Source organism: Roseovarius atlanticus (assembly GCF_001441615.1).
In the GTDB taxonomy this organism is placed as follows: domain Bacteria; phylum Pseudomonadota; class Alphaproteobacteria; order Rhodobacterales; family Rhodobacteraceae; genus Roseovarius; species Roseovarius atlanticus.
On sequence record NZ_LAXJ01000010.1, the window covers coordinates 101,655 to 126,861 of the forward strand.

Genomic DNA, 25,207 nt, shown 5'->3' on the forward strand with positions numbered 1-25,207 from the left:
CCCGCGGTTCGACGTTTGTCCCAAAGGCTGGTTTCCGGGCTTGGCGGGGGTGCGGATACGCGCGCCTTCCCGGGGCAACGCGCCCCAGTGGCCATCTGCGGTATCCCCCATCCTTACCGTTGCGGGGGCAGCGCCGGACTTGCACCGGCTTCCCAATTCTCCGCGACCTGCGCGGCACCTTCGGGAGTCTCACTGTGCCGCCTTCCGGCCCTCGACGCAACCCGCGATTGCGACGTTGAAGCGCTGTGCGACGACACACGTCAGGCCAGAACGTCCGCCCATTCGGGATGTCTGCGAAACTGGGCGGCGGCAAACGGGCAAAGCGGCGTGATTTTCTGTCCCGCCGCGCGGGCATCCTCTACCGCGCGCGTGACCAGCGCCAGCCCCACCCCCTTGCCACGATAGGCATCCGGCACGCCGGTATGGTCTATGATGATGGCCTTGGCCCCCAGCTTGGAATAGGTCAGCTCGGCCTCCGGCCCGTCGTCGATGCGGGTAACGTATCGCCCTTTGCTGTCGCTGTCTTCGTGGTCGATCTGCATGTGGTCTCTCCTCTGGATGAGCGCAGGATGCCGCACCGCCGAAAAAAGGTCCATGACACTTCGGATCATGGTGCCTGCAAGACGCCGGCCAAACGCAAAGCGGCGCCCGCAACGGACGCCGCTCAAAGCCGGTGATGTGGCCGGATCACTCCGCCGCCAGTTGGTCCATCACATCGTCGCTGGCCTCGAAATTCGTCGTGACGTTCTGCACGTCATCGTCGTCTTCCAGCGCGTCGATCAGCTTCATCAGCTTCTGCATACCCTCCAGATCCAGCTCGGTGGTTGTCGTCGGACGCCAGGCCAGCTTGGTCTCCTCACTCTCGCCCAGTTCCGCCTCCAGCGCGGCGCTGACGTCGTTAAGGTCGGTATCCGCGCACCAGATCACGTGTCCGTCCTCTCCCGATTCCACGTCTTCGGCCCCGGCCTCGATCGCGGCCATCATCACCGTGTCCGCGTCGCCCGCATCAACGGGATAGGTCACCTGACCCTTGCGCTCGAACATGAACCCGACAGACCCCGTCTCGCCCAGGTTCCCGCCGTTCTTGGTGAAGGTCGAGCGCACGTTGCTGGCAGTCCGGTTGCGGTTGTCGGTCATCGCCTCGACGATCACCGCCACACCGTTCGGGCCATAGCCCTCGTAGCGGATTTCCTCGTAATCCTCGCCCTCGCCCGCCACCGACTTCTTGATCGCCCGGTCGATATTGTCGTTGGGCATCGACTGCGACTTGGCCTGTTTCACCGCCAGCCGCAGGCGCGGGTTCTTGTCGGGGTCCGGGTCGCCCATCTTGGCGGCGATGGTGATCTCTTTCGACAGCTTCGAAAAAAGCTTCGCCCGCTGGGCATCCTGACGGCCCTTGCGGTGCTGGATATTGGCCCATTTAGAGTGGCCGGCCATGGCGTGCCTCCGATGACATGCGTAAAGTTCACGCCTCTATAAATCAGGCGCAGGCCCCTGTGCAATCCCGCCAATCACCTGTTGCGCACGCGCTTGGGGACGATACCCTGCGCGTCACGGGGCGCGGCACGACGCCGCCCATCACATGGGCGATCCTCATGACACAGGACCAGACCATCCTCTTCGCGCTTTTCGGCGGCGTGTTCGCGCTCTTGCTGTGGGGCCGTTACCGCTACGATATTGTGGCCTTTGGTGCCCTTTTGGTCGGCGTGGTGCTGGGGGTGGTGCCCACCGAACAGGCCTTTTCCGGCTTCGGCCACCCCGCGACCATTATCGTGGCGCTCGTGCTCGTCGTTTCCGCCGGGCTGGTGCGCTCGGGCGCAGTGTTCCTGATCACCCGCACGCTCGTGGACAGCTCGCGCAGCCTCGGGGCTCACATCGCCATCATGGGGGGCATCGGCGGCGTGCTCTCGGGCTTTATGAACAATGTCGCAGCACTCGCCCTGCTCATGCCCGTCGATGTCCAGACCGCGCGCAAGGCGAAACGCGCGCCGGGAAGCAGCCTGATGCCGCTTTCCTTCGCCACCATCCTGGGCGGTATGGTGACGCTGATCGGCACGCCGCCCAACATCATCATCGCCGGCATCCGCGAGGATACGCTCGGCACCTCCTATTCCATGTTCGACTTCGCCCCGGTTGGCGCCGTCACCGCCTTTGCCGGGCTCGTCTTCGTTGCCCTCATCGGATGGCGGCTCATCCCTGCCCGGGACGACACCGGCCTGCACGCCGCCGAACTGGCCGATTACCTGGCCGAACTGACCATCCCCGAGGACAGCGCCCATATCGGCAAGCGCCTCGCCGAGTTGCAGCAGGACGCCGACAGCAACGACGTCGCCCTGCTCGGCCTGGTCCGCGACGGCAAGCGCCAGTATGGCCGGGCACGCAACACCATCCTTCAGGCCGGCGACGCGCTGGTGATCGAGGCCACGCCCGACGCACTGGATGAGTTCCGCTCCGCATTGTCCCTCGCCTTTTCCGACTCCAAGCGCGAGGGCAAGGTCCGCGCCGCCGGCGACGGGCTCGACATGATCGAGGTCGTGGTCCCGCGCGACGCCCGCATCGCGGGCCGCACGGCCCAGTCCGTGGGCCTCAATTGGCGTCAGCGCTCGGTGCTGATGGGCATTTCCCGCCGCGGCCGCCAGATCCGCGAACAGGTGCGCAAGACCAGGATTCAGCCGGGCGACATCCTTCTGTTGTTGGTGCCGCGCGAAACCGGCGGAGATGTGACCGACTGGCTGGGCTGCCTGCCGCTGGCCGACCGCGGCCTTTCCGTGACCCAGGACCGCAAGACATGGGTGGCCATCGGCGTCTTCGCCGCCGCCGTCGCCGCGGCCAGCTTCGGGCTCATCTACCTGCCGATCGCCCTCGGCCTCGTGGTGATGGTCTACGTGCTGACCCGCATCGTGCCCGCAACCGAGCTTTACACCCATATCGAATGGCCCGTGGTGGTGCTCCTGGGGTCCATGATCCCTCTCGGCGCCGCGCTGGAAGAGGCCGGCGGTACCGCGCTCATCGCCAGCGCGCTTGTGGGCCTGACCGAAGGCCTGCCGGCCTGGGCGATCCTGACCGTGCTGATGGTCGTCACCATGACCCTTTCGGATGTGCTCAACAACACCGCCACCACCATCGTCGCGGCCCCGGTGGGCATCCAGATGGCGCAAAGCCTGAACGTGTCGGCGGACCCCTTCCTGATGGCGGTCGCCGTCGCCGCCTCTTCGGCATTCCTCACGCCCATAGGCCACAAGAATAATACGCTGATCCTAGGCCCCGGCGGTTATGCTTTCGGGGATTACTGGCGCATGGGCCTGCCTTTGGAAATCATCGTGGTCGCGGTGTCGGTCCCGGCGATTCTCGTGTCCTGGCCGCTCTGACCCCACCGCCTCAGCGGCAATGCTTGGCGATTTCGCGCTCGCGCAGTCCGGTTTCGACCAACAGACACTTGTCCCGCGCGGCATAGTAATAGCCACGCGCATACCACATCACGGCGTCCGGCTCGCTGCCTTCGGACACCAGCCATGCGCCGCGCAGGTATTTCACCGCATATTTAAGGTTGGTCTCGGGATTCAGCAGATCACTCGGCTGACCCTGAAATCCCATGCCCCGCGCCGTGGCGGGCAGTATCTGCATCATGCCCCAATAGGGCCCGTTCCGCGCGCCGGGGCGATAATCGCTCTCGCGCTGCACGACGCGGTGCACCAGCGACCGCGGAACCTCGTAATCATCGGCATATTGATTGATCAGCGCCCGGATCTGCGGCGTCTCGTTGGGATAAAGCGGCGGGCCTTGTTGCGCCGGCGGCTCCGGCGCCTCTTTCGCACTGCATCCCGCCACCACGCAAATCAGCATCAAGGCCATCAAACGCCGCATCAGAAAACCCTCATGTTTTTTTTCTTTTTCCCGATACCCAGCCCTCAGGCAAGCGCGCAGATTTCCGACGCGCGAAAATCCGCCCGAAATCCCGTCCGCCCCACAAAATTTAACGCCTGGCATCTTGACGCAGGGGCAGTCTCATCCGATCTTCGCCGCATCCGGGCGCGAGGCTCCGCCCGGCGGCTACAAGGCGCGGGGTCGCGCCAAGAGTGCTTTCCTCCCCTGGACATACAGATATGCGTATTCTCATCGCAACGGCCCTCGCCGCATTCGCGGCCCTTCCCGCCTTCGCCGACCAGACGCAAGGCAACGTGGTCTCCTTCGACCGCGACACCGGCGTTCTCGTCCTCTCAGACAAGACCGTGTGGTACATTCCCGGCGACATGGTCCTGCCCGTCGACCTCGCTCCGGGCGACCGGCTTCAGTTCGACTATGCCACCGCCGGCGAAGACGGTCTGACAAAGATCCACGCCATCACCCGCGTCGCCATGGCCACGACACAAGGCGCGCGCGGCGGCAGCTGACAGGCAGACCGCATTGCATAGGCGGGCGGGGTTTCCCCGCCACGCCAAGCACCCGGATGCTCAGAGCGGTACCCGGCTGATCCCGATTGCGGCAACGGCATCGCCTTCATCCGCGCACCGGCCCAGCGCCGCCGCGACACACCCACCCTCGTTCAAATGCAACCGGCCTGGGGTTTTACGTCTTCGGCCGTAGCCGGATTTGCCATGCATCGGTCAAAGACGCGCTACACCCACCCTACCGCCGCACGATAAAGATGCCATGTCGCATGGCCCAACACCGGTAGCACAACAATCAGCCCCAGGAATAACGGCACCGTCCCGATCAGCATCAGGACGGCCACGATGGCCCCCCACCGGGCCACGATGGCCGGGTTCTTTTGCATCACCCGCAAGGATGTCGCCACCGCGACAGCCAGCCCGACCCGGCGGTCGATCAGCATCGGAAAGGTCGTCAGGCTGACCGCCAGTACCGTCACCGCAAAGACCGCGCCCACCGCAATGCCGACAACGATCATCGTCCAGCCCGGCCCGGTCGTCAGCACGTCCGTCATGAAGCCCGTCAGGCTCTGCGGCGGCTGCGGCCCGAGCGTCCAGTCGTAAATCTTCATGGCGGTCAGCATCCAGATCAGGAACACTCCCAGCAGATACACCGCCATCACCAGCACCGGCCCGATATTCTCGGCCCGGATCACCGACAAAGCGGCGCTCCAGCCCACGTCCCCGCGCCGCTCCGCCTGTCGGCTCATTTCGTAAAGCCCGATCGCCACGACCGGCCCCAGCAACAGAAAACCTGCCGCCAATGGGAACAGCATCGGCAGCATCGCCCTGTGAAAGGCAAAGAATGACAGGCACAGCCCGATCGCCGGATAGATCATCACCAGGAACATCACGTCGCTGCGAAAGCGGCTGAAATCGGCATATCCCTTACGCAGCGCATCACTCAGATCCCCGCGTGACAACGACCTGACCTTCGGTGTGGCACCTGCCTCGCCACTCAGCGCGACGGTGGCATCGCCCACCGACCGGCTCGCGCCGGACACACCCTGAAAGAACCATGACAGCGGGTTTCCGATTGTCTTGACCATAGGACACTCCCTTCCTCCAGTCGGCCGGGCGCCCCCGGTCCGGTTGGGTTTGGGCGGGTCTCGTCACTTGGCGGAACACCCGCCTTGTCGACAACAATACCACAACCGGGGCGTGCAGGTGATCACGATTTGGGGATTCCACCCGTCAGGAACGGCGCCACTCACCTTTCACCGTTCCCGAAACACTCGACATCCCGACGCCCGCCCTAAAGCGGCCAGATGAACGGAATAAGCGCACTGGCCAGCACCCCGATGCTCAGGTTCAGCGGCACGCCCACCTTCAGGAAATCCGTGAACTTGTAGCCTCCGGGCCCGTAGACCAGCGTGTTGGTCTGGTACCCGATCGGTGTAGCGAAACTCGCCGAGGCCGCGACCATCACCGCCACCACCAGCGCCCGCGCGTCGATCCCCATCGCATCCGCCAGCCCGATGGCGATGGGCGTGACGACCACCGCGACCGCGTTGTTGCTCACCAGCTCCGTCAGGATCGAGGTCAGCAGGTAGATCGCCCACACGATCATGAAAGGCGGCAAAGCCGACAGCGCCGGCGCCACGTAATCGACGATCAGCCTGATCGCGCCCGATGCCTCCAGCGCCGCCCCGATGGCCAGCATCGAAAAGATCAGCGCCAGCAGCCGCCCGTCGACAAAGGAAAAGGCCTCGTCCGCGTCGATGCAGCGCGACAGCAGCACCACCGCCAGCGCGATCACCGTCAGCGCCAGGATCGGCGCCACGCCCAACGCAGCCAGAATCACGATCCCCGCCAGCGCCGCCAGCGCCACCGGCGCGTGCCCCCGCCTGAACGCCTTGGCAGAGGGTTGGCTGACGTCCACCAGGTCCATCTCGCCCGCTAGCCGCTTGATGTCCTCGGGCGCGCCTTCCAACAGCAGGGTGTCGCCCACCCGCACGATCAGGTCATCCAGCTGCCGCCCGATATTCTGGTTCCGCCGGTGCACTGCCAGCGGATAGACCCCGAACCGCCGCCGCAGGCGTAGCGAGCCAAGCGACCGCCCCACCATCTTGCACCCCGGCGTGATCAGCACCTCGACCGTGGTCGTCTCCACCGCCGACACCTGGTCGACCCGCTTCAGTTCCTTGTTGCTTTGCAAACTCAGCAGTTCCGTCATCTGCGTGCGCAGCACGACCCGGTCGCCCACCTGCAACTCCACCCCCTGCAGGTTCCGCCTGAGCGAGATATCGCCGCGCACCACGTCCACCAGCCGCACGCCCTCGCGTTTGAACAGCTGCACGCCAGTCACCTCGCGGCCGATCAGGTTACTGTCGGGCGGGATCACCGCCTCGGTGAAGAACTTCATCTTCGAGCGGTCCGACAGCATGTCCGCCATGCTCTCGCGGTCCGGCAAAAGGCGCGGCGCAATGAAGTAAAGGTACACCGCCCCCCACGCCACCAGGCACAGCGCCAGCGGCGTCACCTCGAATATCCCAAACGGCTCCATCCCCTGCGACCGGGCCACACCGTCGACCAGAAGGTTCGTCGAGGTCCCGATCAGCGTCAGCGTCCCGCCCAGGATCGCGGCATAACTCAGCGGGATCAGCATCTTCGAGGCCGTCACCCCCAGCGTCCGCGCCAGTTGCACGAAGATCGGGATCATCACCACCACGACCGGCGTGTTGTTCATGAAGGCCGAGCCGAATACGACAAAGGCCATCAGCATCCCGATCGCCAGCTTCGGGTTCACCTTGGCCTGCCGGTCCGCCACGGTGGTGAACGCGTCCAGCGCACCCGTGCGCACCAGCGCCCCCATCACCACGAACATCCCCGCGATGGTCCAGGGCGCGGGATTGGCCAGAACCTCCAGCCCCGCATCGTAAGGCAGCACGCCGAGCGCCAGCAACACAGCGGCCCCACTCAGCGCCACCACTTCCGTTGGATAGGTTTCGCGGATGAACAGCACGAACATCACCGCGACCACGCCCAGGGCGACCAGCGGCTGGGCGCCCTGCGAAAGTTCCAAGAATTGCATCAGCTCTGCCTGTCCCGGTCCGATGTCATGCCAGCCTCGGCATTCTCATCTATCACGCGCCCCGGCACAAGAACCCGCGCCGCCCGGGGCTGCACCAGGAACATGCCCAGCATCATCGTACCCAGCGCCAGCCAGACCCAGATCGCATAGCTTTCCCGTAACAGCGCCATCGACCACAGCACGCCCGCCGCCGTCACCATGTAGGACGTCTGCGCGGTAAAGACCGACCCGGCCCGTCCAACCATCCAGACATAGGTCGCATAGACCAGCGCGTGCAGCGCCGCGCCTGCCGCCAGCGCCAGCTCCGGCACCCCGATCCCGTTCATCGGATTGATCCATTGCCCGCTCAGCAAAGCCGCGGGCAGGCAAATCACCAGCCCGACAAGCGACGCGCCCAGGATCACCTGCATCGGGTCCAGGCCCTGCGTGCCCCACAAGGCCACCAGGTTGCCCTCGGTCGCATAGAGCGCCGGCGCGCAAAGCGCCAGCAGGACGAACCCTGCCGAGGCCGCGCCGGGCAGGCTCGCCTCCGGCCCCACCAGCATCACGATGCCCATAAGGCCGATCACCACCCCGACCAGGCGCTGCCACTCGAAGCGTTCATTGCCCAGCGCTACCGCGATCGGCAACGAAAACATCGCCACGCTGGAAACCACGATCGACATCACGCCGCCCGGCAGTTTCGCGGCGGCAAGATAAAAGAACACGTCGGGCAGAACCGCGCCGCACAGCGCGACCATCACGAAGAGCCGCAGGTAGGCCCGCCCGAAAATGATCCTGCGCCCCCGCACCAGCGTCACCGCACCAAGGCAGATAACCACCACCACCAGCTGCCAGAAAATCAGGCCGACCGGCTGGTGCCCGGTGCTGACGGCAATCTTGGCCAGCGGAATCGTCAAACCCCACCCCAACCCCATCGCGATCAGAATGGCATAAAGCCAAAGATCGGACTTCATGGGCCACCCGGCGACAGCCGCCCGCCTTCGCGGACCATCTGCACATGCGTGGCTTTTCCGGTGGCGTCATCCGTTTCCACGTACAGCCCGCACAGCGTGACCTCACCCAGCGCCGGCGTGAACCGCTCCTTGCCCATGCCGGTCACGAAGCGCCGCATCGGTTCGGTCTTCTCCATCCCGATCACGCTCAGGTAATCGCCGCACATGCCCGCATCCGACTGAAACGCCGTGCCCCCCGGCAGGATCTGCGCATCGGCGGTGGGCACATGGGTATGGCTGCCCACGACAATGCTCGCGCGCCCGTCGCAGTAATGCCCCATCCCCATCTTCTCGCTGGTGGCCTCGCAATGGATGTCGATCAGGCTGGCCTGCACCGCGCCGCCCGGCACATGGGTGCGCATCACCGTGTCCACGGCGCTGAACGGGTCGTCGAAGGCGCGTTTCATGAACACCTGCCCCAGAACCTGCGCCACCATCACCTTGCGGCCCCGGGCATCGGAAAAGACCGCCGCCCCGCGCCCCGGCGCACCCTTGGCAAAGTTCAGAGGCCGCACGATCCGCGGCTCGCCCTCGATGAATTGCAGCATGTCCTTCTGGTCGAAGGCGTGATCCCCCAGCGTCAGGCAATCCGCTCCGGCGTCAAGCAGCGCCTTGGCATGTGCCCCGCTCAGGCCCATCCCGCCCGTGGCGTTCTCGCCGTTGACCACGACGAAATCCAGCTTCCACGCCTGGCGCAGGCCCGGCAAACGCTCCGCGACGGCCTGCCGTCCGGCGCGGCCCATCACGTCTCCAAGATACAAAATCCTCATGCCGAAACTGGTAGAGACACCGCCTCCAAAGGGCAAGAGCCACCGATGCTGCCCGGCCGTCCCGGGCCTGACCCGGGACCTCCCCGCCCCCTTTCAGCCCGCCGCCACCTCGTAGCGCGCCTCGTACACAATCGGAAACGCCACCGACCGCGCTATGAAGCAAACCTCGTGAATGCGCCCGTGGATCGCGTCCGCCGTCTCCAGGTCCGTTCCCTCGGGCACCGTGATCACCGGGCGCAGCACGGCCCGCGTGAACCGCCCCTTGCCGGACCGCTCCACCTCCGCCTCGCCCAGCGGGTCGTCAACATAGCCGTGCACCGCGATGCCCGCATCACTGGCGAAATGCAGGTACCACAGCATGTGGCACGCGCTTACCGTCGTCAGCAACAAGTCCTCGGGATTGTGCAGGTTCGGATCTCCGCCCAGCACCGGATCGTTCGAGCACGCCACCACCGGCTTGCCCGGCGTCTCGATATTCCACGTCCGGTCATACCTCTTGTAGCTCCGGGTGCCCTCGCCCCGGTTGCCGGTCCAGACCACCCTGGCGGTGTAGTCGTGGGTGTCCATGTTCACTTCTCCAAAGATAGGGTCGAATTGATTCACTACCGTCTACGCAGCACGCGCGGAATCAAGGCCGCAGGCCGCCGCGCGATCGCCCGCTGACCGAAAGGCGATTGCTAGCAATCGCCGAAAGGAGGACCGCCCGTCACGCCGAAGGCGTGCCGACTATGAACGGCGCACCTGCGGTGCGACGGGCTGGCGATTGGCTGACGCAAGCACTCCGATCAGAAGCCATGCGGACACGGCAGCCACAAAGTGCCCTGAACACCCCTCGGGTCGCCATCCCGCGGTCTGGCAATCCCGCGGCTCAACACTGCAGGCCGGCGGACCCCGTCAAAACCCGATCACCTCTTTCTCCGTCACCACTATGTCCAGCGGCTGGTCCGTGGGCTCCAGCGGCAGCCCCTCGGCCTCCTGCGCCGCGAACGCAAAGCCAATGGCCAGCGTCGCCCGTTTTCCCCTCAACAGCTCCAACGTCCGGTCATAGAAGCCTCCACCATAGCCCAGCCGCCCGCCATTCCGGTCGAACGCCACCAAGGGCACGATCAGGATCTCCGGCTCAAAGAAATCATCCACCTCCGGCACCCGCGCACCGAACGGCCCGTCGCGCAGGGCCCCGTCCGGTTCCCAGCGCGAGAACTTCAGCGGCATCCCCTCGCCTTCGATCACCGGCACGCCCACCGGGCCATGTGCCGCCGCCTCGGCCATCGCCGGCAGCGGGTCAATCTCCGTACGGATGGGCATGTACCCCGCCAGCGGCACGCCGCGATACCCGGCCAGCACGCCGGACAAGAGGCCCGCCCCCGCGCCCTCTGCCGCGTCGAACGCCGCCTTGCGCCGCGCGAAGGCCGCCTTGCGCGCCGCCGCTTTCACCTCCGCCAGATCGTTCACAGCAGCACCACCGCAGCAAGCCCCAGGAAGGCGAAAAAGCCCACCACGTCCGTCACCGTGGTCACGAACGCCCCCGAGGCCAGCGCCGGGTCAACACCCACCCGGTCCAGCACCACCGGAATCACCGTGCCGGCCAGGCCCGCCATCACCAGGTTGATCACCATCGCCGCCCCGATGACATAGCCCAGTTCCGGCCCGCCAAACCACAACACGCCCACGATCCCCATCACCACGGCGAATATGATCCCGTTGACCAGCCCCACCAGCACCTCGCGCCGGATAAACCGCCACACGTTCGATCCCGTAAGGTCCTTGGTCGCAATCGCGCGCACGGCCACGGTCAGACTTTGCGTGCCTGCATTGCCCCCCATCGACGCCACGATCGGCATCAAGACCGCCAGCGCCACGATCTGCGCGATCGCCGCCTCGAACTGCGCAATCACCAAAGAGGCCAGGATCGCCGTCACCAGGTTCACCGCCAGCCACGGAAACCGCCGCTTGGTCGTGCTGATCACCCGGTCGCTCAAGGACCCTTCCTCGCTCACCCCGGCCAGGCGCAGGATGTCTTCCTCGTGCTCCTCGTCCAGCACCGCCATGGCATCGTCGATGGTGATCACGCCGACCAGCCGCTCGTCCTCGTCCACCACCGGCGCGGAAATCAGGTGATACTGGTTGAACGCATAGGCCACATCGCCCTCGTACTGCTCGGCCGGAATGACGTGAAACGTCTCCTCCACGATCGAACTCAGCATCACCTCGCGCCTTGAGGCCATCAGCTTGCCCAGCGTCACGTTGCCCACGGGTTTAAGCCGCGGATCCACCAGCACGATATGATAGAACTGGTCCGGCAGATCATCCTGGTTGCGCAGGTAATCGATCGCCTCGCCCACGTTCCAGTGCTCGGGCGCCATCACTACCTCGCGCTGCATCAAGCGCCCGGCGGAATACTCGGGGTAGCTCAAAGACTGCTGCACCAGCGTCCGGTCGCTGTCTTCCAGCACACCCAGGATTTCGGCCGCCCGGCTTTCCTCCATGTCCTCGACCAGGTCGACCACGTCGTCCGATTCCAGGTCGCGCACCGCGTTGGTCAGAACCTCCGGCGCCAGGATCGAGATCACCTCCTCGCGGATCGTCTCGTCCAGTTCCGTCAGCACGTCGCCGTCGAATTCGTGCCCGTAAAGCTCGATCAGCCGGCGTCGGTCGAAGGAATTGATCTGCTCCAGAAGGTCGGCGATGTCGGCGGGGTGGAACGGCTCCAGCTCCTGCCACAGCATCGCCTGGTCGCCGATATCCACGGCATACATGATCCGGCCCACGGTTTTCTGGTCCAGAACATAGGCGCTGTCCTCGCGCTCGGGTTCGCGCTCGGGCTCAGGCACCTGCCCCGGCTCGGTCTCCGGCTTGCGCTCTTCGGTCACATCGGTCTTCTGCTCTTCCTCGGTCATCGCGCGCTCCCCGGTTCTGCGGCACCATGTAGGACAATGCCGCGGGAAATCACAACGCAATATGCGGGATTTACGCCTGCCCGCGGCCCTCCTATCCTGCGCCCGACCGGCCCCAAGGACACCACCCCGCATGACCCCCCCGCGCATCTTGACCGGACAGGTCCTCTGCTTCACGCGCTCGCCGTTCCAGGGCGACCCCGCCGGCTCCGCCCGCCTCGACGAGGCCGTCCTGATCGAGAACGGCCACATCTCGCGCACCGGCCCCCTCGCGGACCTGCGCACCGCCGCCCCGGATGCCCGGATCGAGCGCTACGACGACCATCTCATCTCGCCCGGCTTCATCGACGCCCACGCGCATTACCCCCAGACCGGCATCATCGCCAGCTGGGGCAAGCGCCTGCGCGACTGGCTGGAAACCTACACCTTCCCCGAGGAAATGCGCCTTTCCGATCCCGCCTACGCGCACGAGATCGCCCATCGCTACCTCGACCTGACGCTGGCCAACGGCACCACCACGGTCGCGACGTTCTGCACTTCCCACGCCCACAGCACCGACGCCTTCTTCGAGGCCGCGCAGAGCCGCAACCTCCGCGCCGTCGCCGGCAAGACCTGCATGGACCGCAACGCCCCCGCCGGCCTGCTGGACACCGCGCAATCGGCCTATGACGACAGCGCCGCCCTCATCGCCCGCTGGCACGGCACCGGGCGGCTGACCTATGCCATCACCCCGCGCTTCTCGCCCACCTCGACGCCCGATCAACTCTCCGCCCTAGGCGCGCTCTGGGCCGAACACCCCACCTGCCTGATGCAAACGCATCTTTCCGAGCAGGTCGAGGAAATCGCCTGGGTCAAAACCCTCTTCCCGACGGCGCGCGACTATCTCGACACCTACGAGTCCCACGGCCTCCTCGGCCCTCGCGGCCTCTATGGCCATGCCATCCACCTCACCCCCCGCGAACGCGCCCGGCTGGCCGAGGTCGGCGCGGCGCTCGTCCACTGCCCCACCTCCAACACCTTCATCGGCTCGGGGCTCTTCGACATGGCCGCCCGCATCCATGACGGCCACCGCATCGGCCTCGCCACCGACACAGGCGGTGGCTCGTCCTTTTCCATGCTCCGCACCATGGCCGCCGCCTACGAGATCGGCCAGCTTTCCGGCACGCCCCTGCACCCCGCGCAACTCTGGTGGTGCGCCACCGCGGGATCGGCCGATGCGCTCCACATGTCCGACAGCATCGGCACCATCGCCCCCGGAACCGAGGCCGACCTCGTCGCCATTGACCTCGCCTCGACACCCGCCATCGCCCAACGCGCCGCCACGGCGGCCGATCTGTGGTCGGCCCTTTTTCCAACGATCATGATGGGCGACGACCGCGCCATCGCGCAGGTCTGGGTGACGGGAGAGCCGCAACGGTAGGGTGGGGTTCCAGCCCACCACCCCGACGCCAGCCACAACGGCCCACGGCCCGCGACAACCCACCCTCAATTCGGCAGCAGCGTCGTTGCATAATGGAGTGTGGTGCGGGTGAAGGGACTTGAACCCCCACGCCTTGCGGCGCCAGAACCTAAATCTGGTGCGTCTACCAATTCCGCCACACCCGCACTGCGGCGCGTCTTAGCAAAGCGTGTCGCGGGATGCGAGTGAAATTTCGCCCGCAACACCTGCACTAAATGTACTCCGGCATTGAACAAAAAGCGCGACATTTGCGAAATGTTAACGTAAGCTGGGTAAAAATCTGAGGCAGAAAACAGAGCGAGATAGCCCATGGAACCGAAAACGGTCGGGGGCGCAGGCGGGATCAACCCGTCCGGGGCCAAAGTGCAGGCCAGCGGCTTTGCCGCCGGTGCAATCATCATGACATTGGACGGCGAGAAACCGGTCGAAGATCTTCGTTCCGGCGACCGCGTGATCACGCGCGACACCGGCATGGCCATCCTGCGGGGAATATCCTCGGCCAGCTTGCGCACCCGTGCGATCCGGGTCCAGGCCGGCTCACTGGGCCACACCCGCCCGGTGCGCGACGTGCTGTTGCCGGCAGGGCAATACCTGCTGATCCGCGACTGGCGGGCCGAGGCGATGTTCGGCGCGAAACGGGCCATGGCGTGGGTGTCGCAACTGGTCGATGGCGAATTCATCACCGACGAGGGCGAGGCCGAGATGACGCTTTACACGCTCGAGTTCGACACGCCGCACGTGATTTATGTCGACGGGCTCGAAGTGGCCAGCACCGCCGATATCGCCACGCTGTCGAAAGCCGCGTAACTTGGGCGTCCCGGGCCTTGGACCCGGGACCTGTCACCCGATCAGATCCCGCAGAACGGTCGGCAGTTCCTCCGGCAGGTCCTCGGCAATCAACCCCGGACCAAAGGATCGCGCGCACTCCACGTGCAGCCATGCTGCCATCTCCGCTGCCTGCATCGGCCCATACCCCCGCGCCAGCAGCCCGGTGATGAACCCGGCCAGGACGTCCCCTGCCCCGGCCGTCGCCAGCCACGGCGCCGCGCGGTCATACTGGGCGGAGTTGATGCTGCACCGCCCGTCCGGCGCCGCGATCACCGTGTCGGCGCCCTTGAACAGCACCACGCAGCCGGCCCGCGCCGCGGCCTCCCGCGTGGCGTCCACCTTGGAATAGGCCGGGCCCTTCACCGGCGTCGCGTTCAACCGCTCGGCGATGTCAGGGAAAAGCCGCGCGAACTCACCCCTATGCGGCGTCAGCACGCAGGTCTCATGCAGCATCCCGAACAGGTCTTCCGGCGCCTCGGCATACGCCGTCAGCGCATCCGCATCAAGCACCGTAGGGCGGGGTTTCACCCCGCCACGCCCCAGCGCAACCGGCACCAACTCCCGCGCCCGCTCGACGCCCAAGCCCGGCCCCAGGCACAGCGCGTTCAGCCGGTCGTCTTCCAGCATTGCCGCCAGCCCGTCGCCTCCCTCGATCCGCGACAGCATGATCGACGTCACCTGGCAGGCCACCTCCATCTGTGCGCTCGGCGGCACGCCCAGTGTCACCAGCCCGGCTCCGATTCGCAGTGCGCCGCGCGCGGCCAGCCGTGCGGCCCCGGTTTGTCCGGCACCGCCGGTCAGGATCAGGGCGTGACCGTGTCCATATTTGTGCGACGTCGCCGCCTTGCCCAGTCGGCCACCGCACCCCCGGCGCACCAATCGCACCAGCCCGTCCGGCGCGGCGGAACGAGAGAGTCCGATACTCTTGACCACCAGCTTTCCCGACTGTTGCGCGCCGCGCGACAGGTAATGGCCCAGTTTGGAGTCATGGAAACTTACCGTCAAATCGGCGGTCGCAAAGGTGCCCATCGCGCGACCGCTGTCGGCGCATAGGCCCGAGGGCACGTCCACCGCCACGGTTCGAACATGCCTTACTGCACGAAACCCATCGAACGCCGTCAGGACCTGCGCAAGCTTTCCCTCCACCGGGCGCGAAAGCCCTGTTCCGAACACTGCATCCACGAACAGGTCAGGTGTTGCCCCATGCGCGAGGTCAAGGCTCATGTCGCCAACCTCCCCCACCTCCCCCCACCGCTCGTAGTTCACCCGCGCATCCGGCGGCAGCTTGGCCGGATCGCCGTAGAGAAACACCTCAACCTCCCACCCCCAGTCCTTCAACAGCCGCGCCACCACGAACCCGTCGCCGCCGTTGTTGCCTGGCCCGCACAGCACAACCGCCCGGTGCGGCGCCTTTGCCAGCTCCGGCCATTCCTCGAACACCGCCTCGACCACGCCGCGCCCGGCGCGCTCCATCAGCTCCAGCCCGGTCACCTCGCCCGAGGCAATCGCGGCCTCTTCGATGGCCCGCATCTGCGCTGCCGTCAGCAATTCGGTCATTCCCGCTCCATAACGATTCATTTTCGCACAAAATTCCCGCATATTGCCCAAATTTTAATCACGAAAATGGATCACCCTGCCGCAACTTCGCCCAAACCCCCTATCCGATTGTGCCGCGTCAACAGAAATGATCTGCAAATCCCGCAAGTCAGTCGGAGGAGTCGACCCATGAAAAAAATCGAGGCGATCATCAAGCCCTTCAAGCTCGATGAAGTCAAGGAAGCGCTTCAGGAGGTGGGTGTACAGGGCCTCTCGGTGATCGAAGTCAAGGGCTTCGGCCGTCAGAAAGGCCATACCGAGCTGTATCGCGGCGCCGAGTATGTCGTCGATTTCCTGCCCAAGGTGAAGATCGACGTCGTGCTGGACGACGATCAGGTCGACGCGGCGATCGCGGCCATCGTGGATGCCGCCAAGACCGACAAGATCGGCGACGGCAAGATCTTCGTCAGCCCCGTCGAACAAGCCATCCGCATCCGCACCGGCGAATCCGGTTCGGACGCGCTTTAAACTATACCTGGAACCACAACGAAGGGATCAATGGACATGAGCGCAAAAGATCTGCTCAAGACGATCAAGGACGAGGAAGTCGAATATGTCGACATCCGTTTCACCGACCCGCGCGGCAAGCTTCAGCACGTGACGGTCATCGCCGACGAGGTCGACGAGGATTTCCTCGACGAAGGCTTCATGTTCGACGGCTCGTCGATCGCAGGCTGGAAATCGATCGAAGCGTCGGACATGAAACTGATGCCCGACACCAACAGCGCCTATATCGACCCCTTCTATGCCGAGAAAACCATCTGCGTGCATTGCTCGATTGTCGAACCCGACACGGGCGAAGCCTACGAGCGTGACCCGCGCGGGACCGCCGAAAAGGCCGAGGCCTACCTGAAATCCTCGGGCATCGGCGACAGCGCCTTCATGGGCCCCGAAGCGGAATTCTTCCTCTTCGACGACGTGCGGTTCTCGAACTCGATCAACAAGGTCTCCTACGAGGTCGACGCGATCGACGCATCGTGGAACACCGACACCGAGTACGAGATGGGCAACATGGGCCACCGTCCGGGCGTCAAGGGCGGCTATTTCCCGGTGAACCCCACCGATGAAGCCCAGGACATTCGCTCGGAAATGCTCTCGACCATGAAACGTCTGGGCATGAAGGTCGACAAGCACCACCACGAGGTGGCGTCGTGCCAGCACGAGCTTGGCCTGATCTTCGACACCCTGACCAAACAGGCCGACGAGCTGCAGAAATACAAGTACGTCATCCACAACGTCGCCGCCGCCTATGGCAAGTCGGCCACGTTCATGCCCAAGCCCATCGCGGGCGACAACGGCACCGGGATGCACGTCAACATGTCGATCTGGAAGGACGGCAAGCCGCTCTTCGCCGGGGACAAGTATGCCGATCTCAGCCAGGAAGCGTTGTGGTACATCGGCGGCATCCTGAAGCACGCCAAGTCGCTCAATGCCTTCACCAACCCGTCGACGAACAGCTACAAGCGCCTGATCCCCGGGTTCGAGGCGCCCGTTCTGCGCGCCTACTCGGCCCGCAACCGTTCGGGCTGCGTCCGCATCCCGTGGACCGAGTCGCCCAAAGCCAAGCGCGTCGAGGCCCGCTTCCCCGATCCGTCGTCCAACCCCTACCTGTGCTTTGCCGCCCTGCTGATGGCCGGCCTCGACGGCATCAAGAACAAGATCGACCCGGGCGAGGCGATGGACAAGAACCTCTACGATCTGCCCGCGGAAGAGCTGGAAGGCATCCCGACCGTCTGCGGCAGCCTGCGCGAAGCCATGCAGGAGCTTCAGGCCGATCACGAGTACCTGCTGGCCGGTGACGTGTTCACCAAGGACCAGATCGACGGCTACATCGCGCTGAAGATGGAAGAGATCGAAACCTACGAACACACGCCGCACCCGGTCGAGTTCGGCATGTACTACAGCTGCTGATTCCACCGCAGCACTGATCCCAGGCGGGCGCATTCTTCGGAACGCGCCCGTTTTCGTTGTGTCCGAAAAAACGGATTGGAAAACAGCGCGAAATCAGCATTCTAGAAGAGTTTATTTCGCGTTGCCTCATTGTTTTCATACTTGAAACAAATTGATTTCACTAATCTGAAGGACGATCCGGATGTGAACTGCCTCAACTGGGAATTGCACCATGGGCCACTCCGACAGCCGCGTCATGGCCGGGCTTATCTTTCTGGGGGAAACGAGTATCGACCTTCTCGATGCGGTCACCCGGACAGCGGATGCCCTGACCGAGCTTGGTCAGAAAATTCAATCGCTCGGCTTTCTGTCCGATCAGGACGCCGGTGTCGAAACCGGGCTCTACCGCGTCTGCCTGGCCCTCAGTGAAAACGTCGCCCTGCCAGGGCTCGAAGAGGTCGCCGATGTTGTCCTTCGGATCGACGTCCGCCATCGCACCGCGTCAGACAGCGACACCGGCCCAAGCATCGAGGCTGTGCTGGCCCATGTGGCCATCGACCTCAGCGATCATTTCCGGCCCACCCACCTGCAATGGATCGAGGCCGACGCCATCTTGTCCGCCACCGAACTCGCCGGGGACGCCGAGACGCCTGCCAAGCCTGCGTCCAAACCCAAGCCTGCTGCCGCCAACAGCCTGCAAGACTATCAGCAGATGGCACGTGCACGCGCCGCCCTCACCGGGGCCGAAACGCTCGATACCGATCTGGACACCCGGGCCAAAGACGCGCGCCAGCCCGCCAAGGTCCCGGTCTGCACACAGGACGGCGTCATCCCAGAATCGCTCTCGGACACCTGTTCGCAGGTCCCGAAAAATGCCGAACCCACCGACCGCCTGCGCCTCTCGGCCTGGCTTTTGTCCATCGCGGTGGCCTGCATCGCCCTGCCCGTCGGGCTGGCGCTGGTGATCTTCAACCTGCTGAAAGGCGAGAACCTGCGCCTCAGCGGTCAGGCGGCCGCCTTGTCCGGCCTTTTCGTGTCGCTCCAGGCCAATGGCGCCACGGCACAGGCGATCCAGGTTGTGCAAACCGTTCTGCCCTGAGCGAACGGCCGCCAAACCGGCAGAAAACCGAATACGTTTCTGGCCCAAAGCGCTTCGCGACGCTGTCAAAGAGTTCGGGGGCCCGGACGCGGGCATCGTCAACCGCGGGATCATAAGCTCCGCCGGTTTTGCGGGCCACGACGCCGTCGCAATGCTGGACATCGGCAAGCTACATGTTCGGATGTCCGGCTGGACGAGACCGGCGACAACACCGCCGACGCCCAAATCCTGCTCAGTTTCGCCAGCGGTGTGACCGCAGGCGATTTCATCCTCCGAGGAACCGATGCGATCAAACAGGCGTTTTTCGCCGGAACTGGGGCCGCGGTACGGCCCCCGTCGCATTGGGCCGACCGTCGTGGAGAATTGGCTTTGTTCCCCTGCCCGGCTCGGCTAACATCGGCCTTGTCTGACCTGGAGCTGCCTAAATGTATTCTCATCTCAAACCCCGTATTTTCTCGCTCGCAATAGCTTTTGTTGCCACTGCAACCACCGGCACGGCCGCGCTCGCCCAATGTGGCAACAACGCCAACGGGTTCGAACAATGGAAGGCCGGCTTCGCCCAGCAGGCCCAGGCCGCCGGCGTCGGTCAGCGCGGCCTTCAGGCGCTGGCCCAGACCAGTTATGCCTCCAGCACCATCGCCGCCGACCGCAACCAGAAAAGCTTCCGCTACTCGCTCGACAAGTTCATGCAGGTGCGCGGTGCCAACACGATCATCGCCCAGGGCCGCAAGCGCAAGGCGCAGAACCCCGGCTTCTACAACTGGATCGAACAGAATTACGGCGTGCCTGCCGGCGTCATCATTGCCATTCACGGGATGGAAACCGGCTTTGGCGGCTTCATGGGCGACAGCTCGGTCGTCTCGGCCATCGTCACCCTGACCTATGACTGCCGCCGCTCGGATTTCTTCCGCCCGCACGCCATCGGCGCGCTGAAACTGGTGGATCGTGGCTCGATCACCATCAACACCCGCGGCGCCAAGCATGGCGAGCTGGGCCATACCCAGTTCCTGCCCGGCAACGCGCTCGCCTATGGCGTCGATGGCAACGGCGACGGTCGCGTCGATTTCTACAATCAGGCCGATGCCCTTGTATCGACGGCGAATTTCCTGCGCCGCAAGGGGTGGCAGCCGGGCGCCGGCTACCAGCAGGGACAGCCGAATTTCCGCGTGATCCAGCAATGGAACGCCGCGACGGTCTATCAACAGGCCATCGCCATCATGGCGTCCAAGATCGACGGCTGACGGCCCGGGACTTGACGCCACAGGTCGGGCTGCCTATCTGCGGGTCTCACGGGGCGTCAGGCCCCCGCCGCCCGCAGGCCGTCCGGCCATGGTGAAGCCCTGACTGTGACATTGCATCGTCCCGGGGCACAGGCCGGGCAGCAACGCGGGCCCTGCCGATCTTATCCGCCCCTTCTGGGATCACAGCAATGACACAAACCACACTTCCCCCGCGCGACGTGCTGAAAGGCCATGCGCGCACGCTTCGCCAAACCCTGGGCCGTGCCGGTACGGCCATCAGCCATTCCACGGCGCTCGAACACGTGGCGCATCAATGGGGCTATCGCGACTGGAATACCCTGTCCGACGCCGTCTCGACCCCGGCGCACCAGACCTGGACGCTGGGACAAAGGGTGTCCGGCCGCTACCTGGGCCACGCCTTCACCGGCACAATCCGCGCGGCGCGCCGCCGCGGACCGAATCACGTGGAGCTGGGCATCGATTTCGACAGCCCCGTCGACGTTGTCACCTCTCCGCGCTTCAGCGCGTTGCGGCGGCGGGTCACCTGCACCATCGGCGCATCCGGACGCACGGTCGAGAAAACCTCGGATGGACAACCCCACCTTGTCCTCGATCTAACCTGACACGGATGGCGTGCCGCGCCTGCAAAATGCGCGGTACGCCCCTTTTATTCCTTTTATTCAAGGCACTCGGTCCGCTATCGCGGACTGCGATCTTAATCTTGCCGCAGTTTCATCCAATACCGGACGCAGTTGGAGCATAGATCATGGATCCACCTCGTTTCCTTACAGGCCAGGCATGTACGACGACCAGCAAACCTCGATTGCGACTTTCGGCTATCGCCACGCGCCCGCGGCGCAGGCCGGCGATATCGTGCTGTCAATCGACGAAATGCTGCAAAGCACAGACGCCCAGCCGCGCCGCATCACCTGGGCAGGCGACTCCATCGCCATGATCGACCGGATCGGCGTGCGCATCGCCGTGGCCGTTCTGCCGCCCAGCCGCGAGGATCGCTACACTTACCTCGTGCTTGCCGTGGGGCGCGGCCCCGATGCGGCGGACGATGACGGGCTGCTCGGCACCTCTTTCGCGCATCTCGCTGATCGGCTGATCTACCGGATCAAGGCCGACATGCCCTATGACACGCTCATGCGCGGCGAGACGCCCGAGTTGGTCGACCACGACCTCATCCTGTCGCTCTACGATCTTCTGCGCCAGTCGCCGGCCACATCCGGCCCCGCGTCCCCGGCCAATCTCGATGGAAAACCTGACGCCCACCGGCCACGCACCACCCCGGCCATACCGGCCGAAGACCGTTTCGACGTGATCCTGTCCACTGACGTGCCCGACACCGTCACCAGCGTGCCCGGCTGGCTGGAAAAGCGGGCCGTGCCCACCAAACCGCTGCGCCTGACCGTGCACACCATGGCACTGTCGATCATGCTCTACACCGCGCCTTTGGGGGCATTTCTCTTCACCTACTCGATGTTGCGGGACATCACTGGCGACCGCTGAACACCCCCTGCTCGGGTGTCCGTTACAGTGAAACGGGCGGCATCCCAAAGATGCCGCCCTGCCTGTATGAAGCCTGTTTATCCGGCTTTATATATCTATGCCTGGTGTCGGGATTGCGCCCGCCCGGCTTTTGTTTTTGCTATTGTCTCTTATGACGAAACAATTTGTCCGAATTAAGGCAGTTTGTTCAGTTTCCCGAACGGCTGTACCGACTGACCATCCGGTAGGCCTTGCGCGGTCCACGCACCTGCCACGTCGCCGACCAGTCCGGCCAGCCCGCAAACTCATAGCGCACGACGTACATATCCGGATCGCACCAATGCCGCGCTTCCGCGTCGCCGGTAATGCTGTGAAAGAATCGCCCGTCCTCAAACACCACGTCGATTCCGCCATCCTCTCGCGCCCGCCACAGGTATCCCCGCTCGGCCCGCATCGGCACCTGCCCGGCCACGGTCAACACGCCCGACTCGCGATAGACCAGCCCGCCCTGCCCCGGCATGAACGTCGCCTCGCCCTCGAACCGCGCAGGCGGCGCACCCTCGTGCACTACGTCGCGCACCAGACGCCATGCGCCTTCGAACTCTGTCAGCTCCGGTACCAAACGCCACGCCCGTCTTGCCGCCATCCGTTCCTCCGTCTAAACCGCGCCCGACAGCCATTCAATCCAAAGGTCCGTTCGCATGATCCCTCGCTATTCCCGCCCCGACATGGTCGCCATCTGGGACCCCGCCACCAAGTTCCGCATCTGGTACGAGATCGAGGCCCATGCCTGCGACGCCATGGCCGAGCTTGGCGTGATCCCGCGCGAGAATGCCGAAGCGGTGTGGAAGGCCAAGGATGTGGACTTCGACGTCGCCCGGATTGACGAGATCGAGGCCGTGACCAAGCATGACGTCATCGCCTTCCTCACCCACCTGGCCGAGCATGTGGGCAGCGAGGAAGCCCGCTTCGTCCACCAGGGCATGACCTCGTCGGACGTCCTGGATACCTGCCTGAACGTCCAGCTGGTGCGCGCCGCCGACCTGCTCATTGCCGACATGGAAGACCTGCTTGCCGCCCTCAAGCGCCGCGCGTTCGAACACAAGATGACCCTGCGCGTCGGCCGCTCTCACGGCATCCACGCCGAACCCACGACCATGGGTCTCACCTTCGCGCGTTTCTATGCCGAGATGGACCGCAACCTGACCCGCCTGCGCACCGCACGCACCGAGGTCGCAACCGGCGCCATTTCCGGCGCGGTCGGCACCTTCGCCAATATCGACCCGCGGGTCGAGGAACACGTCTGCAAGAAACTCGGCCTTACGCCCGAGCCCATCAGCACGCAGGTCATCCCCCGCGATCGCCACGCCGCCTTTTTCGCCACCCTTGGCGTCATCGCCTCGTCCATCGAGAACGTCGCCATCGAGATCCGCCACATGCAGCGCACCGAGGTTCTGGAAGGCGCCGAATTCTTCTCGATGGGCCAGAAAGGCTCGTCGGCCATGCCGCACAAGAAGAACCCCGTCCTGACCGAGAACCTGACCGGCCTCGCCCGCCTCGTCCGCATGGCGGTGATTCCGGCGATGGAAAACGTGGCCCTCTGGCACGAACGTGACATATCGCATTCCTCGGTCGAACGCATGATCGGCCCCGACGCCACCGTGACGCTCGATTTCGCGTTGGCGCGCCTGACCGGCGTCATCGACAAGATGATCATCTTCCCCGAGAACATGCTGGAAAACATGAACAAGTTTCCGGGCCTTGTGATGTCCCAACGCGTCCTTCTCGCCCTGACGCAAGCCGGCGTCAGCCGCGAGGACGCCTATGCCATGGTCCAGCGCAACGCGCTCAAGGTCTGGGAACAGCGTACTGATTTCAAACAGGAACTTCTGGCCGACGCCGATGTGGTCGCCGCCCTGGGAACCGAGCAGATCGAAGAGAAATTCGACATGGATTACCACACCAAGCATGTCGACACGATCTTCGCCCGAGTCTTCGGGGAAAGCTGAATTTCCGGGCAGATCGCGCCGCTCGAACCCGATCCGGGCCGGAAACACTGGTCCGGCACGAATTTCGTGTTACCACCGGGGTTCTAGTGAAAAGGAGTTCAAACCATGAAGTCCAAGACCATTACCACGTCCCTGGCCCTCGTTCTGGCCTCCACGCTTTCCGCCGCTGCCATGTGCCCCGGCAAGGCGCAACAGGCCGCCTCCTGCGCCGAAGGCATGGTGTGGGACCGCGCGTCCGGCACCTGCGTCGAACAAACGATGAGCTGACCGGGCCACATATCCCAAGTCGAGGCGGCGCACCCGGGGACCGGGCGGCGCCGTTTCAAATTTTAGCTTTAGACATTTCTTCACGACTCCCGCCCTAGGTTGCCGGAACGTCATCCGGGGACTGGAATGAGCAGCAGTAATTTTGGGCAACTGGCGCTTCCGGGTCCGTCCGCAAACGCGGCGGCCCAGCTGACCCGCCGTCAGAAGGCCGCGATCATCGTGCGGTTCTTGATCAACGAAGGCGCGGATGTGCCGCTTCAGGACCTGCCCGACGAGCTGCAGCACCGCCTGACCCAGCAGATGGGCACGATGCGCTATGTCGACCGCTCCACGCTGGCCGATGTCGTGGCCGAATTCGCCTCCGAGGTCGAGGCGATGGGCCTGACCTTCCCGCGCGGAGTGGCCGGTGCGCTCACCGCGCTCGACGGGCGCATCAGCCCGCAAACCGCCTCGCGCCTGCGCAAGGAGGCCGGCGTGCGCCAGTTCGGCGACCCGTGGGAACAGGTCCGCACCGCCAAGGCCGATGATCTTCTAGATATCCTGCAATCCGAAAGCACCGAGGTCGCCGCGGTGCTGCTCTCCAAGCTCGACGTGGCCCGCGCCGCCGAACTCCTCGGCAAGATGCCGGGCGATGCCGCGCGCCGCATCGCCGTCGCCATGTCCCAGACCGGCGCGGTCACGCCCGACGCCGTCGACCGGATCGGCCTGTCGCTGGCCGCGCAGCTGCACAGCGTGCCGGAAACCGCCTTTCCCGACGGCCCCGTCGAACGGGTCGGCGCCATTCTCAACTTCTCTCCCGCCGCCACCCGCGACGACGTGCTCATGGGCCTCGACGAAAGCGACCAAAGCTTTGCCGCCAAGGTCCGAAAGGCGATCTTCACTTTCGTCAACATTTCCGAGCGTCTCAACCCCATCGACGTGCCCAAGATCACCCGCGATGTCGACCAGGCCGCGCTGGTGCAGGCGCTGGCCCATGCCCAAACCAGCGAAGACACCAGCGCCTCGGCCGAATTCATCCTTGAAAACATGTCCAAGCGTATGTCCGACGCCCTCCGGGAAGAGATCGAGGCCTTGGGCAAGGTCAAGCCCAAGGATGGCGAGGCCGCCATGACCGAGGTCGTGAACGTCATCCGCACCCTCGAGGCCAGCGGCGAATTGAAGCTTATCGTCCCCGACGAGGATGAAGAGGAAACCGCCTGAGGCC

The 25,207-nt window shown here is 64.8% G+C and carries 25 protein-coding genes, 1 tRNA gene and 1 riboswitch; of the genes, 13 read left to right on the forward strand and 13 right to left on the reverse strand.

Annotation, left to right across the window (positions count from 1 at the left end; translation table 11 throughout):
* Window positions 1-8 precede the first annotated feature (8 nt).
* Window positions 9-197: riboswitch (cobalamin riboswitch) on the reverse strand.
* Window positions 198-260: 63 nt separating this feature from the next.
* Both XM53_RS11880 and XM53_RS11885 read right to left on the reverse strand, forming a co-directional pair.
* Entirely contained in the window at window positions 261-542 is a 282-nt protein-coding gene (locus XM53_RS11880) for a GNAT family N-acetyltransferase (protein ID WP_082630958.1), read from the reverse strand.
* Between the two features lie 145 nt (window positions 543-687).
* Window positions 688-1,437 (reverse strand): YebC/PmpR family DNA-binding transcriptional regulator, encoded by a 750-nt coding sequence (locus XM53_RS11885; protein ID WP_057793563.1) that lies wholly within the window; start codon window positions 1,435-1,437, stop codon window positions 688-690.
* 158 nt (window positions 1,438-1,595) lie between these two features.
* Here XM53_RS11885 and XM53_RS11890 point away from each other — a divergent pair, with 158 nt between their 5' ends.
* A complete protein-coding gene (locus tag XM53_RS11890; protein WP_057793565.1) occupies window positions 1,596-3,368 on the forward strand; it encodes an SLC13 family permease in 1,773 nt (590 codons plus the stop codon).
* 10 nt (window positions 3,369-3,378) lie between these two features.
* Here the strand turns inward: XM53_RS11890 and XM53_RS11895 are convergent, their stop codons facing one another.
* Window positions 3,379-3,864: a lytic transglycosylase domain-containing protein gene (locus XM53_RS11895; RefSeq protein ID WP_236544480.1), complete on the reverse strand. Its 486-nt coding sequence runs from the start codon at window positions 3,862-3,864 to the stop codon at window positions 3,379-3,381.
* Between the two features lie 239 nt (window positions 3,865-4,103).
* On the opposite strand from XM53_RS11895, the gene XM53_RS11900 reads away from it, so the two are divergent.
* On the forward strand, window positions 4,104-4,391 hold the full coding sequence (locus XM53_RS11900) for a hypothetical protein (RefSeq protein ID WP_057793567.1): 288 nt from the start codon (window positions 4,104-4,106) through the stop codon (window positions 4,389-4,391).
* A gap of 224 nt (window positions 4,392-4,615) precedes the next feature.
* Here XM53_RS11900 and XM53_RS11905 read toward each other — a convergent pair whose 3' ends face one another.
* The 7 genes from XM53_RS11905 to mgtE all read right to left on the reverse strand — a co-directional run bounded on the left by XM53_RS11905 (window position 4,616) and on the right by mgtE (window position 12,123).
* Window positions 4,616-5,476, reverse strand: a complete 861-nt coding sequence (locus tag XM53_RS11905) for a DUF2189 domain-containing protein (RefSeq protein WP_057793569.1) — start codon at window positions 5,474-5,476, stop codon at window positions 4,616-4,618.
* A 206-nt stretch (window positions 5,477-5,682) separates the two neighbouring features.
* On the reverse strand, window positions 5,683-7,461 hold the full coding sequence (locus XM53_RS11910) for an SLC13 family permease (RefSeq protein WP_057793572.1): 1,779 nt from the start codon (window positions 7,459-7,461) through the stop codon (window positions 5,683-5,685).
* Window positions 7,461-8,417: a DMT family transporter gene (locus tag XM53_RS11915; protein WP_057793574.1), complete on the reverse strand. Its 957-nt coding sequence runs from the start codon at window positions 8,415-8,417 to the stop codon at window positions 7,461-7,463. Before XM53_RS11915 ends, XM53_RS11910 begins: the two co-directional genes overlap by 1 nt.
* Window positions 8,414-9,226: a TIGR00282 family metallophosphoesterase gene (locus XM53_RS11920; RefSeq protein WP_057793576.1), complete on the reverse strand. Its 813-nt coding sequence runs from the start codon at window positions 9,224-9,226 to the stop codon at window positions 8,414-8,416. The genes XM53_RS11915 and XM53_RS11920 overlap by 4 nt, the downstream gene beginning before the upstream one ends.
* Window positions 9,227-9,319: 93 nt before the next feature.
* Window positions 9,320-9,793 carry an OsmC family protein gene (locus tag XM53_RS11925; RefSeq protein WP_057793578.1) on the reverse strand — a complete coding sequence of 158 codons (474 nt, stop codon included), beginning with the start codon at window positions 9,791-9,793 and terminating at the stop codon, window positions 9,320-9,322.
* Between the two features lie 327 nt (window positions 9,794-10,120).
* Window positions 10,121-10,678 carry a 5-formyltetrahydrofolate cyclo-ligase gene (locus tag XM53_RS11930; RefSeq protein WP_057793580.1) on the reverse strand — a complete coding sequence of 186 codons (558 nt, stop codon included), beginning with the start codon at window positions 10,676-10,678 and terminating at the stop codon, window positions 10,121-10,123.
* A complete protein-coding gene (gene mgtE, locus XM53_RS11935; protein ID WP_082630960.1) occupies window positions 10,675-12,123 on the reverse strand; it encodes a magnesium transporter in 1,449 nt (482 codons plus the stop codon). The genes XM53_RS11930 and mgtE overlap by 4 nt, the downstream gene beginning before the upstream one ends.
* Before the next feature lie 130 nt (window positions 12,124-12,253).
* On the opposite strand from mgtE, the gene guaD reads away from it, so the two are divergent.
* Window positions 12,254-13,540 (forward strand): guanine deaminase, encoded by a 1,287-nt coding sequence (gene guaD, locus XM53_RS11940; protein ID WP_057793581.1) that lies wholly within the window; start codon window positions 12,254-12,256, stop codon window positions 13,538-13,540.
* A 100-nt stretch (window positions 13,541-13,640) separates the two neighbouring features.
* On the opposite strand, the gene XM53_RS11945 is transcribed toward guaD, so the two are convergent.
* A tRNA-Leu gene (locus tag XM53_RS11945) sits at window positions 13,641-13,725 on the reverse strand.
* Window positions 13,726-13,888: 163 nt separating this feature from the next.
* On the opposite strand from XM53_RS11945, the gene XM53_RS11950 reads away from it, so the two are divergent.
* Entirely contained in the window at window positions 13,889-14,386 is a 498-nt protein-coding gene (locus XM53_RS11950) for a Hint domain-containing protein (protein WP_057793583.1), read from the forward strand.
* A 33-nt stretch (window positions 14,387-14,419) separates the two neighbouring features.
* Here XM53_RS11950 and XM53_RS11955 read toward each other — a convergent pair whose 3' ends face one another.
* The gene (locus tag XM53_RS11955) at window positions 14,420-15,964 is read right to left on the reverse strand and encodes a bifunctional ADP-dependent NAD(P)H-hydrate dehydratase/NAD(P)H-hydrate epimerase (RefSeq protein ID WP_057793584.1); all 1,545 of its coding nucleotides are present in this window, start codon (window positions 15,962-15,964) and stop codon (window positions 14,420-14,422) included.
* A 168-nt stretch (window positions 15,965-16,132) separates the two neighbouring features.
* Here XM53_RS11955 and XM53_RS11960 point away from each other — a divergent pair, with 168 nt between their 5' ends.
* The 6 genes from XM53_RS11960 to XM53_RS11985 all read left to right on the forward strand — a co-directional run bounded on the left by XM53_RS11960 (window position 16,133) and on the right by XM53_RS11985 (window position 21,748).
* Window positions 16,133-16,471 (forward strand): P-II family nitrogen regulator, encoded by a 339-nt coding sequence (locus XM53_RS11960; protein WP_057793586.1) that lies wholly within the window; start codon window positions 16,133-16,135, stop codon window positions 16,469-16,471.
* A 36-nt stretch (window positions 16,472-16,507) separates the two neighbouring features.
* On the forward strand, window positions 16,508-17,914 hold the full coding sequence (gene glnA / locus XM53_RS11965; RefSeq protein ID WP_057793762.1) for a type I glutamate--ammonia ligase: 1,407 nt from the start codon (window positions 16,508-16,510) through the stop codon (window positions 17,912-17,914).
* A 211-nt stretch (window positions 17,915-18,125) separates the two neighbouring features.
* Window positions 18,126-18,992, forward strand: coding sequence for a hypothetical protein (locus XM53_RS11970; protein ID WP_144435522.1), 867 nt, complete (start codon window positions 18,126-18,128; stop codon window positions 18,990-18,992).
* A gap of 425 nt (window positions 18,993-19,417) precedes the next feature.
* On the forward strand, window positions 19,418-20,233 hold the full coding sequence (locus XM53_RS11975; protein WP_082630962.1) for a lytic murein transglycosylase: 816 nt from the start codon (window positions 19,418-19,420) through the stop codon (window positions 20,231-20,233).
* 188 nt (window positions 20,234-20,421) lie between these two features.
* Window positions 20,422-20,856 carry a glyoxalase superfamily protein gene (locus tag XM53_RS11980; protein ID WP_057793590.1) on the forward strand — a complete coding sequence of 145 codons (435 nt, stop codon included), beginning with the start codon at window positions 20,422-20,424 and terminating at the stop codon, window positions 20,854-20,856.
* Between the two features lie 175 nt (window positions 20,857-21,031).
* The gene (locus XM53_RS11985) at window positions 21,032-21,748 is read left to right on the forward strand and encodes a hypothetical protein (RefSeq protein ID WP_057793592.1); all 717 of its coding nucleotides are present in this window, start codon (window positions 21,032-21,034) and stop codon (window positions 21,746-21,748) included.
* Window positions 21,749-21,935: 187 nt separating this feature from the next.
* On the opposite strand, the gene XM53_RS11990 is transcribed toward XM53_RS11985, so the two are convergent.
* A complete protein-coding gene (locus XM53_RS11990; RefSeq protein ID WP_057793594.1) occupies window positions 21,936-22,373 on the reverse strand; it encodes a DUF6314 family protein in 438 nt (145 codons plus the stop codon).
* A gap of 55 nt (window positions 22,374-22,428) precedes the next feature.
* Between XM53_RS11990 and purB the strand changes: the two genes are divergently transcribed.
* From purB to XM53_RS12000, 3 genes are all read left to right on the forward strand, one after another.
* Window positions 22,429-23,736: an adenylosuccinate lyase gene (purB, locus tag XM53_RS11995; protein WP_057793596.1), complete on the forward strand. Its 1,308-nt coding sequence runs from the start codon at window positions 22,429-22,431 to the stop codon at window positions 23,734-23,736.
* A gap of 105 nt (window positions 23,737-23,841) precedes the next feature.
* Window positions 23,842-24,003 carry an adenylosuccinate lyase gene (locus XM53_RS23060; RefSeq protein ID WP_144435523.1) on the forward strand — a complete coding sequence of 54 codons (162 nt, stop codon included), beginning with the start codon at window positions 23,842-23,844 and terminating at the stop codon, window positions 24,001-24,003.
* Window positions 24,004-24,129: 126 nt separating this feature from the next.
* On the forward strand, window positions 24,130-25,203 hold the full coding sequence (locus XM53_RS12000) for a flagellar motor switch protein FliG (protein WP_057793598.1): 1,074 nt from the start codon (window positions 24,130-24,132) through the stop codon (window positions 25,201-25,203).
* Window positions 25,204-25,207 lie beyond the last annotated feature (4 nt).

Excerpts from the sequence above, each read along its gene's own strand:
- XM53_RS11975 (WP_082630962.1), top strand. The coding sequence starts at position 19,418 with ATGTATTCTCATCTCAAACCCCGTATTTTCTCGCTCGCAATAGCTTTT.
- XM53_RS11885 (WP_057793563.1), bottom strand. The coding sequence starts at position 1,437 with ATGGCCGGCCACTCTAAATGGGCCAATATCCAGCACCGCAAGGGCCGT.
- XM53_RS11880 (WP_082630958.1), bottom strand. The coding sequence starts at position 542 with ATGCAGATCGACCACGAAGACAGCGACAGCAAAGGGCGATACGTTACC.
- XM53_RS11895 (WP_236544480.1), bottom strand. The coding sequence starts at position 3,864 with ATGCGGCGTTTGATGGCCTTGATGCTGATTTGCGTGGTGGCGGGATGC.
- XM53_RS11960 (WP_057793586.1), top strand. The coding sequence starts at position 16,133 with ATGAAAAAAATCGAGGCGATCATCAAGCCCTTCAAGCTCGATGAAGTC.
- XM53_RS23060 (WP_144435523.1), top strand. The coding sequence starts at position 23,842 with ATGAAGTCCAAGACCATTACCACGTCCCTGGCCCTCGTTCTGGCCTCC.
- mgtE (WP_082630960.1), bottom strand. The coding sequence starts at position 12,123 with ATGACCGAGGAAGAGCAGAAGACCGATGTGACCGAAGAGCGCAAGCCG.
- XM53_RS11925 (WP_057793578.1), bottom strand. The coding sequence starts at position 9,793 with ATGGACACCCACGACTACACCGCCAGGGTGGTCTGGACCGGCAACCGG.
- guaD (WP_057793581.1), top strand. The coding sequence starts at position 12,254 with ATGACCCCCCCGCGCATCTTGACCGGACAGGTCCTCTGCTTCACGCGC.
- XM53_RS11890 (WP_057793565.1), top strand. The coding sequence starts at position 1,596 with ATGACACAGGACCAGACCATCCTCTTCGCGCTTTTCGGCGGCGTGTTC.
- XM53_RS11980 (WP_057793590.1), top strand. The coding sequence starts at position 20,422 with ATGACACAAACCACACTTCCCCCGCGCGACGTGCTGAAAGGCCATGCG.
- XM53_RS11970 (WP_144435522.1), top strand. The coding sequence starts at position 18,126 with ATGGGCCACTCCGACAGCCGCGTCATGGCCGGGCTTATCTTTCTGGGG.
- XM53_RS12000 (WP_057793598.1), top strand. The coding sequence starts at position 24,130 with ATGAGCAGCAGTAATTTTGGGCAACTGGCGCTTCCGGGTCCGTCCGCA.
- XM53_RS11905 (WP_057793569.1), bottom strand. The coding sequence starts at position 5,476 with ATGGTCAAGACAATCGGAAACCCGCTGTCATGGTTCTTTCAGGGTGTG.
- XM53_RS11900 (WP_057793567.1), top strand. The coding sequence starts at position 4,104 with ATGCGTATTCTCATCGCAACGGCCCTCGCCGCATTCGCGGCCCTTCCC.
- XM53_RS11950 (WP_057793583.1), top strand. The coding sequence starts at position 13,889 with ATGGAACCGAAAACGGTCGGGGGCGCAGGCGGGATCAACCCGTCCGGG.
- glnA (WP_057793762.1), top strand. The coding sequence starts at position 16,508 with ATGAGCGCAAAAGATCTGCTCAAGACGATCAAGGACGAGGAAGTCGAA.
- XM53_RS11955 (WP_057793584.1), bottom strand. The coding sequence starts at position 15,964 with ATGACCGAATTGCTGACGGCAGCGCAGATGCGGGCCATCGAAGAGGCC.
- XM53_RS11920 (WP_057793576.1), bottom strand. The coding sequence starts at position 9,226 with ATGAGGATTTTGTATCTTGGAGACGTGATGGGCCGCGCCGGACGGCAG.
- purB (WP_057793596.1), top strand. The coding sequence starts at position 22,429 with ATGATCCCTCGCTATTCCCGCCCCGACATGGTCGCCATCTGGGACCCC.
- XM53_RS11910 (WP_057793572.1), bottom strand. The coding sequence starts at position 7,461 with ATGCAATTCTTGGAACTTTCGCAGGGCGCCCAGCCGCTGGTCGCCCTG.
- XM53_RS11915 (WP_057793574.1), bottom strand. The coding sequence starts at position 8,417 with ATGAAGTCCGATCTTTGGCTTTATGCCATTCTGATCGCGATGGGGTTG.
- XM53_RS11985 (WP_057793592.1), top strand. The coding sequence starts at position 21,032 with ATGTACGACGACCAGCAAACCTCGATTGCGACTTTCGGCTATCGCCAC.
- XM53_RS11990 (WP_057793594.1), bottom strand. The coding sequence starts at position 22,373 with ATGGCGGCAAGACGGGCGTGGCGTTTGGTACCGGAGCTGACAGAGTTC.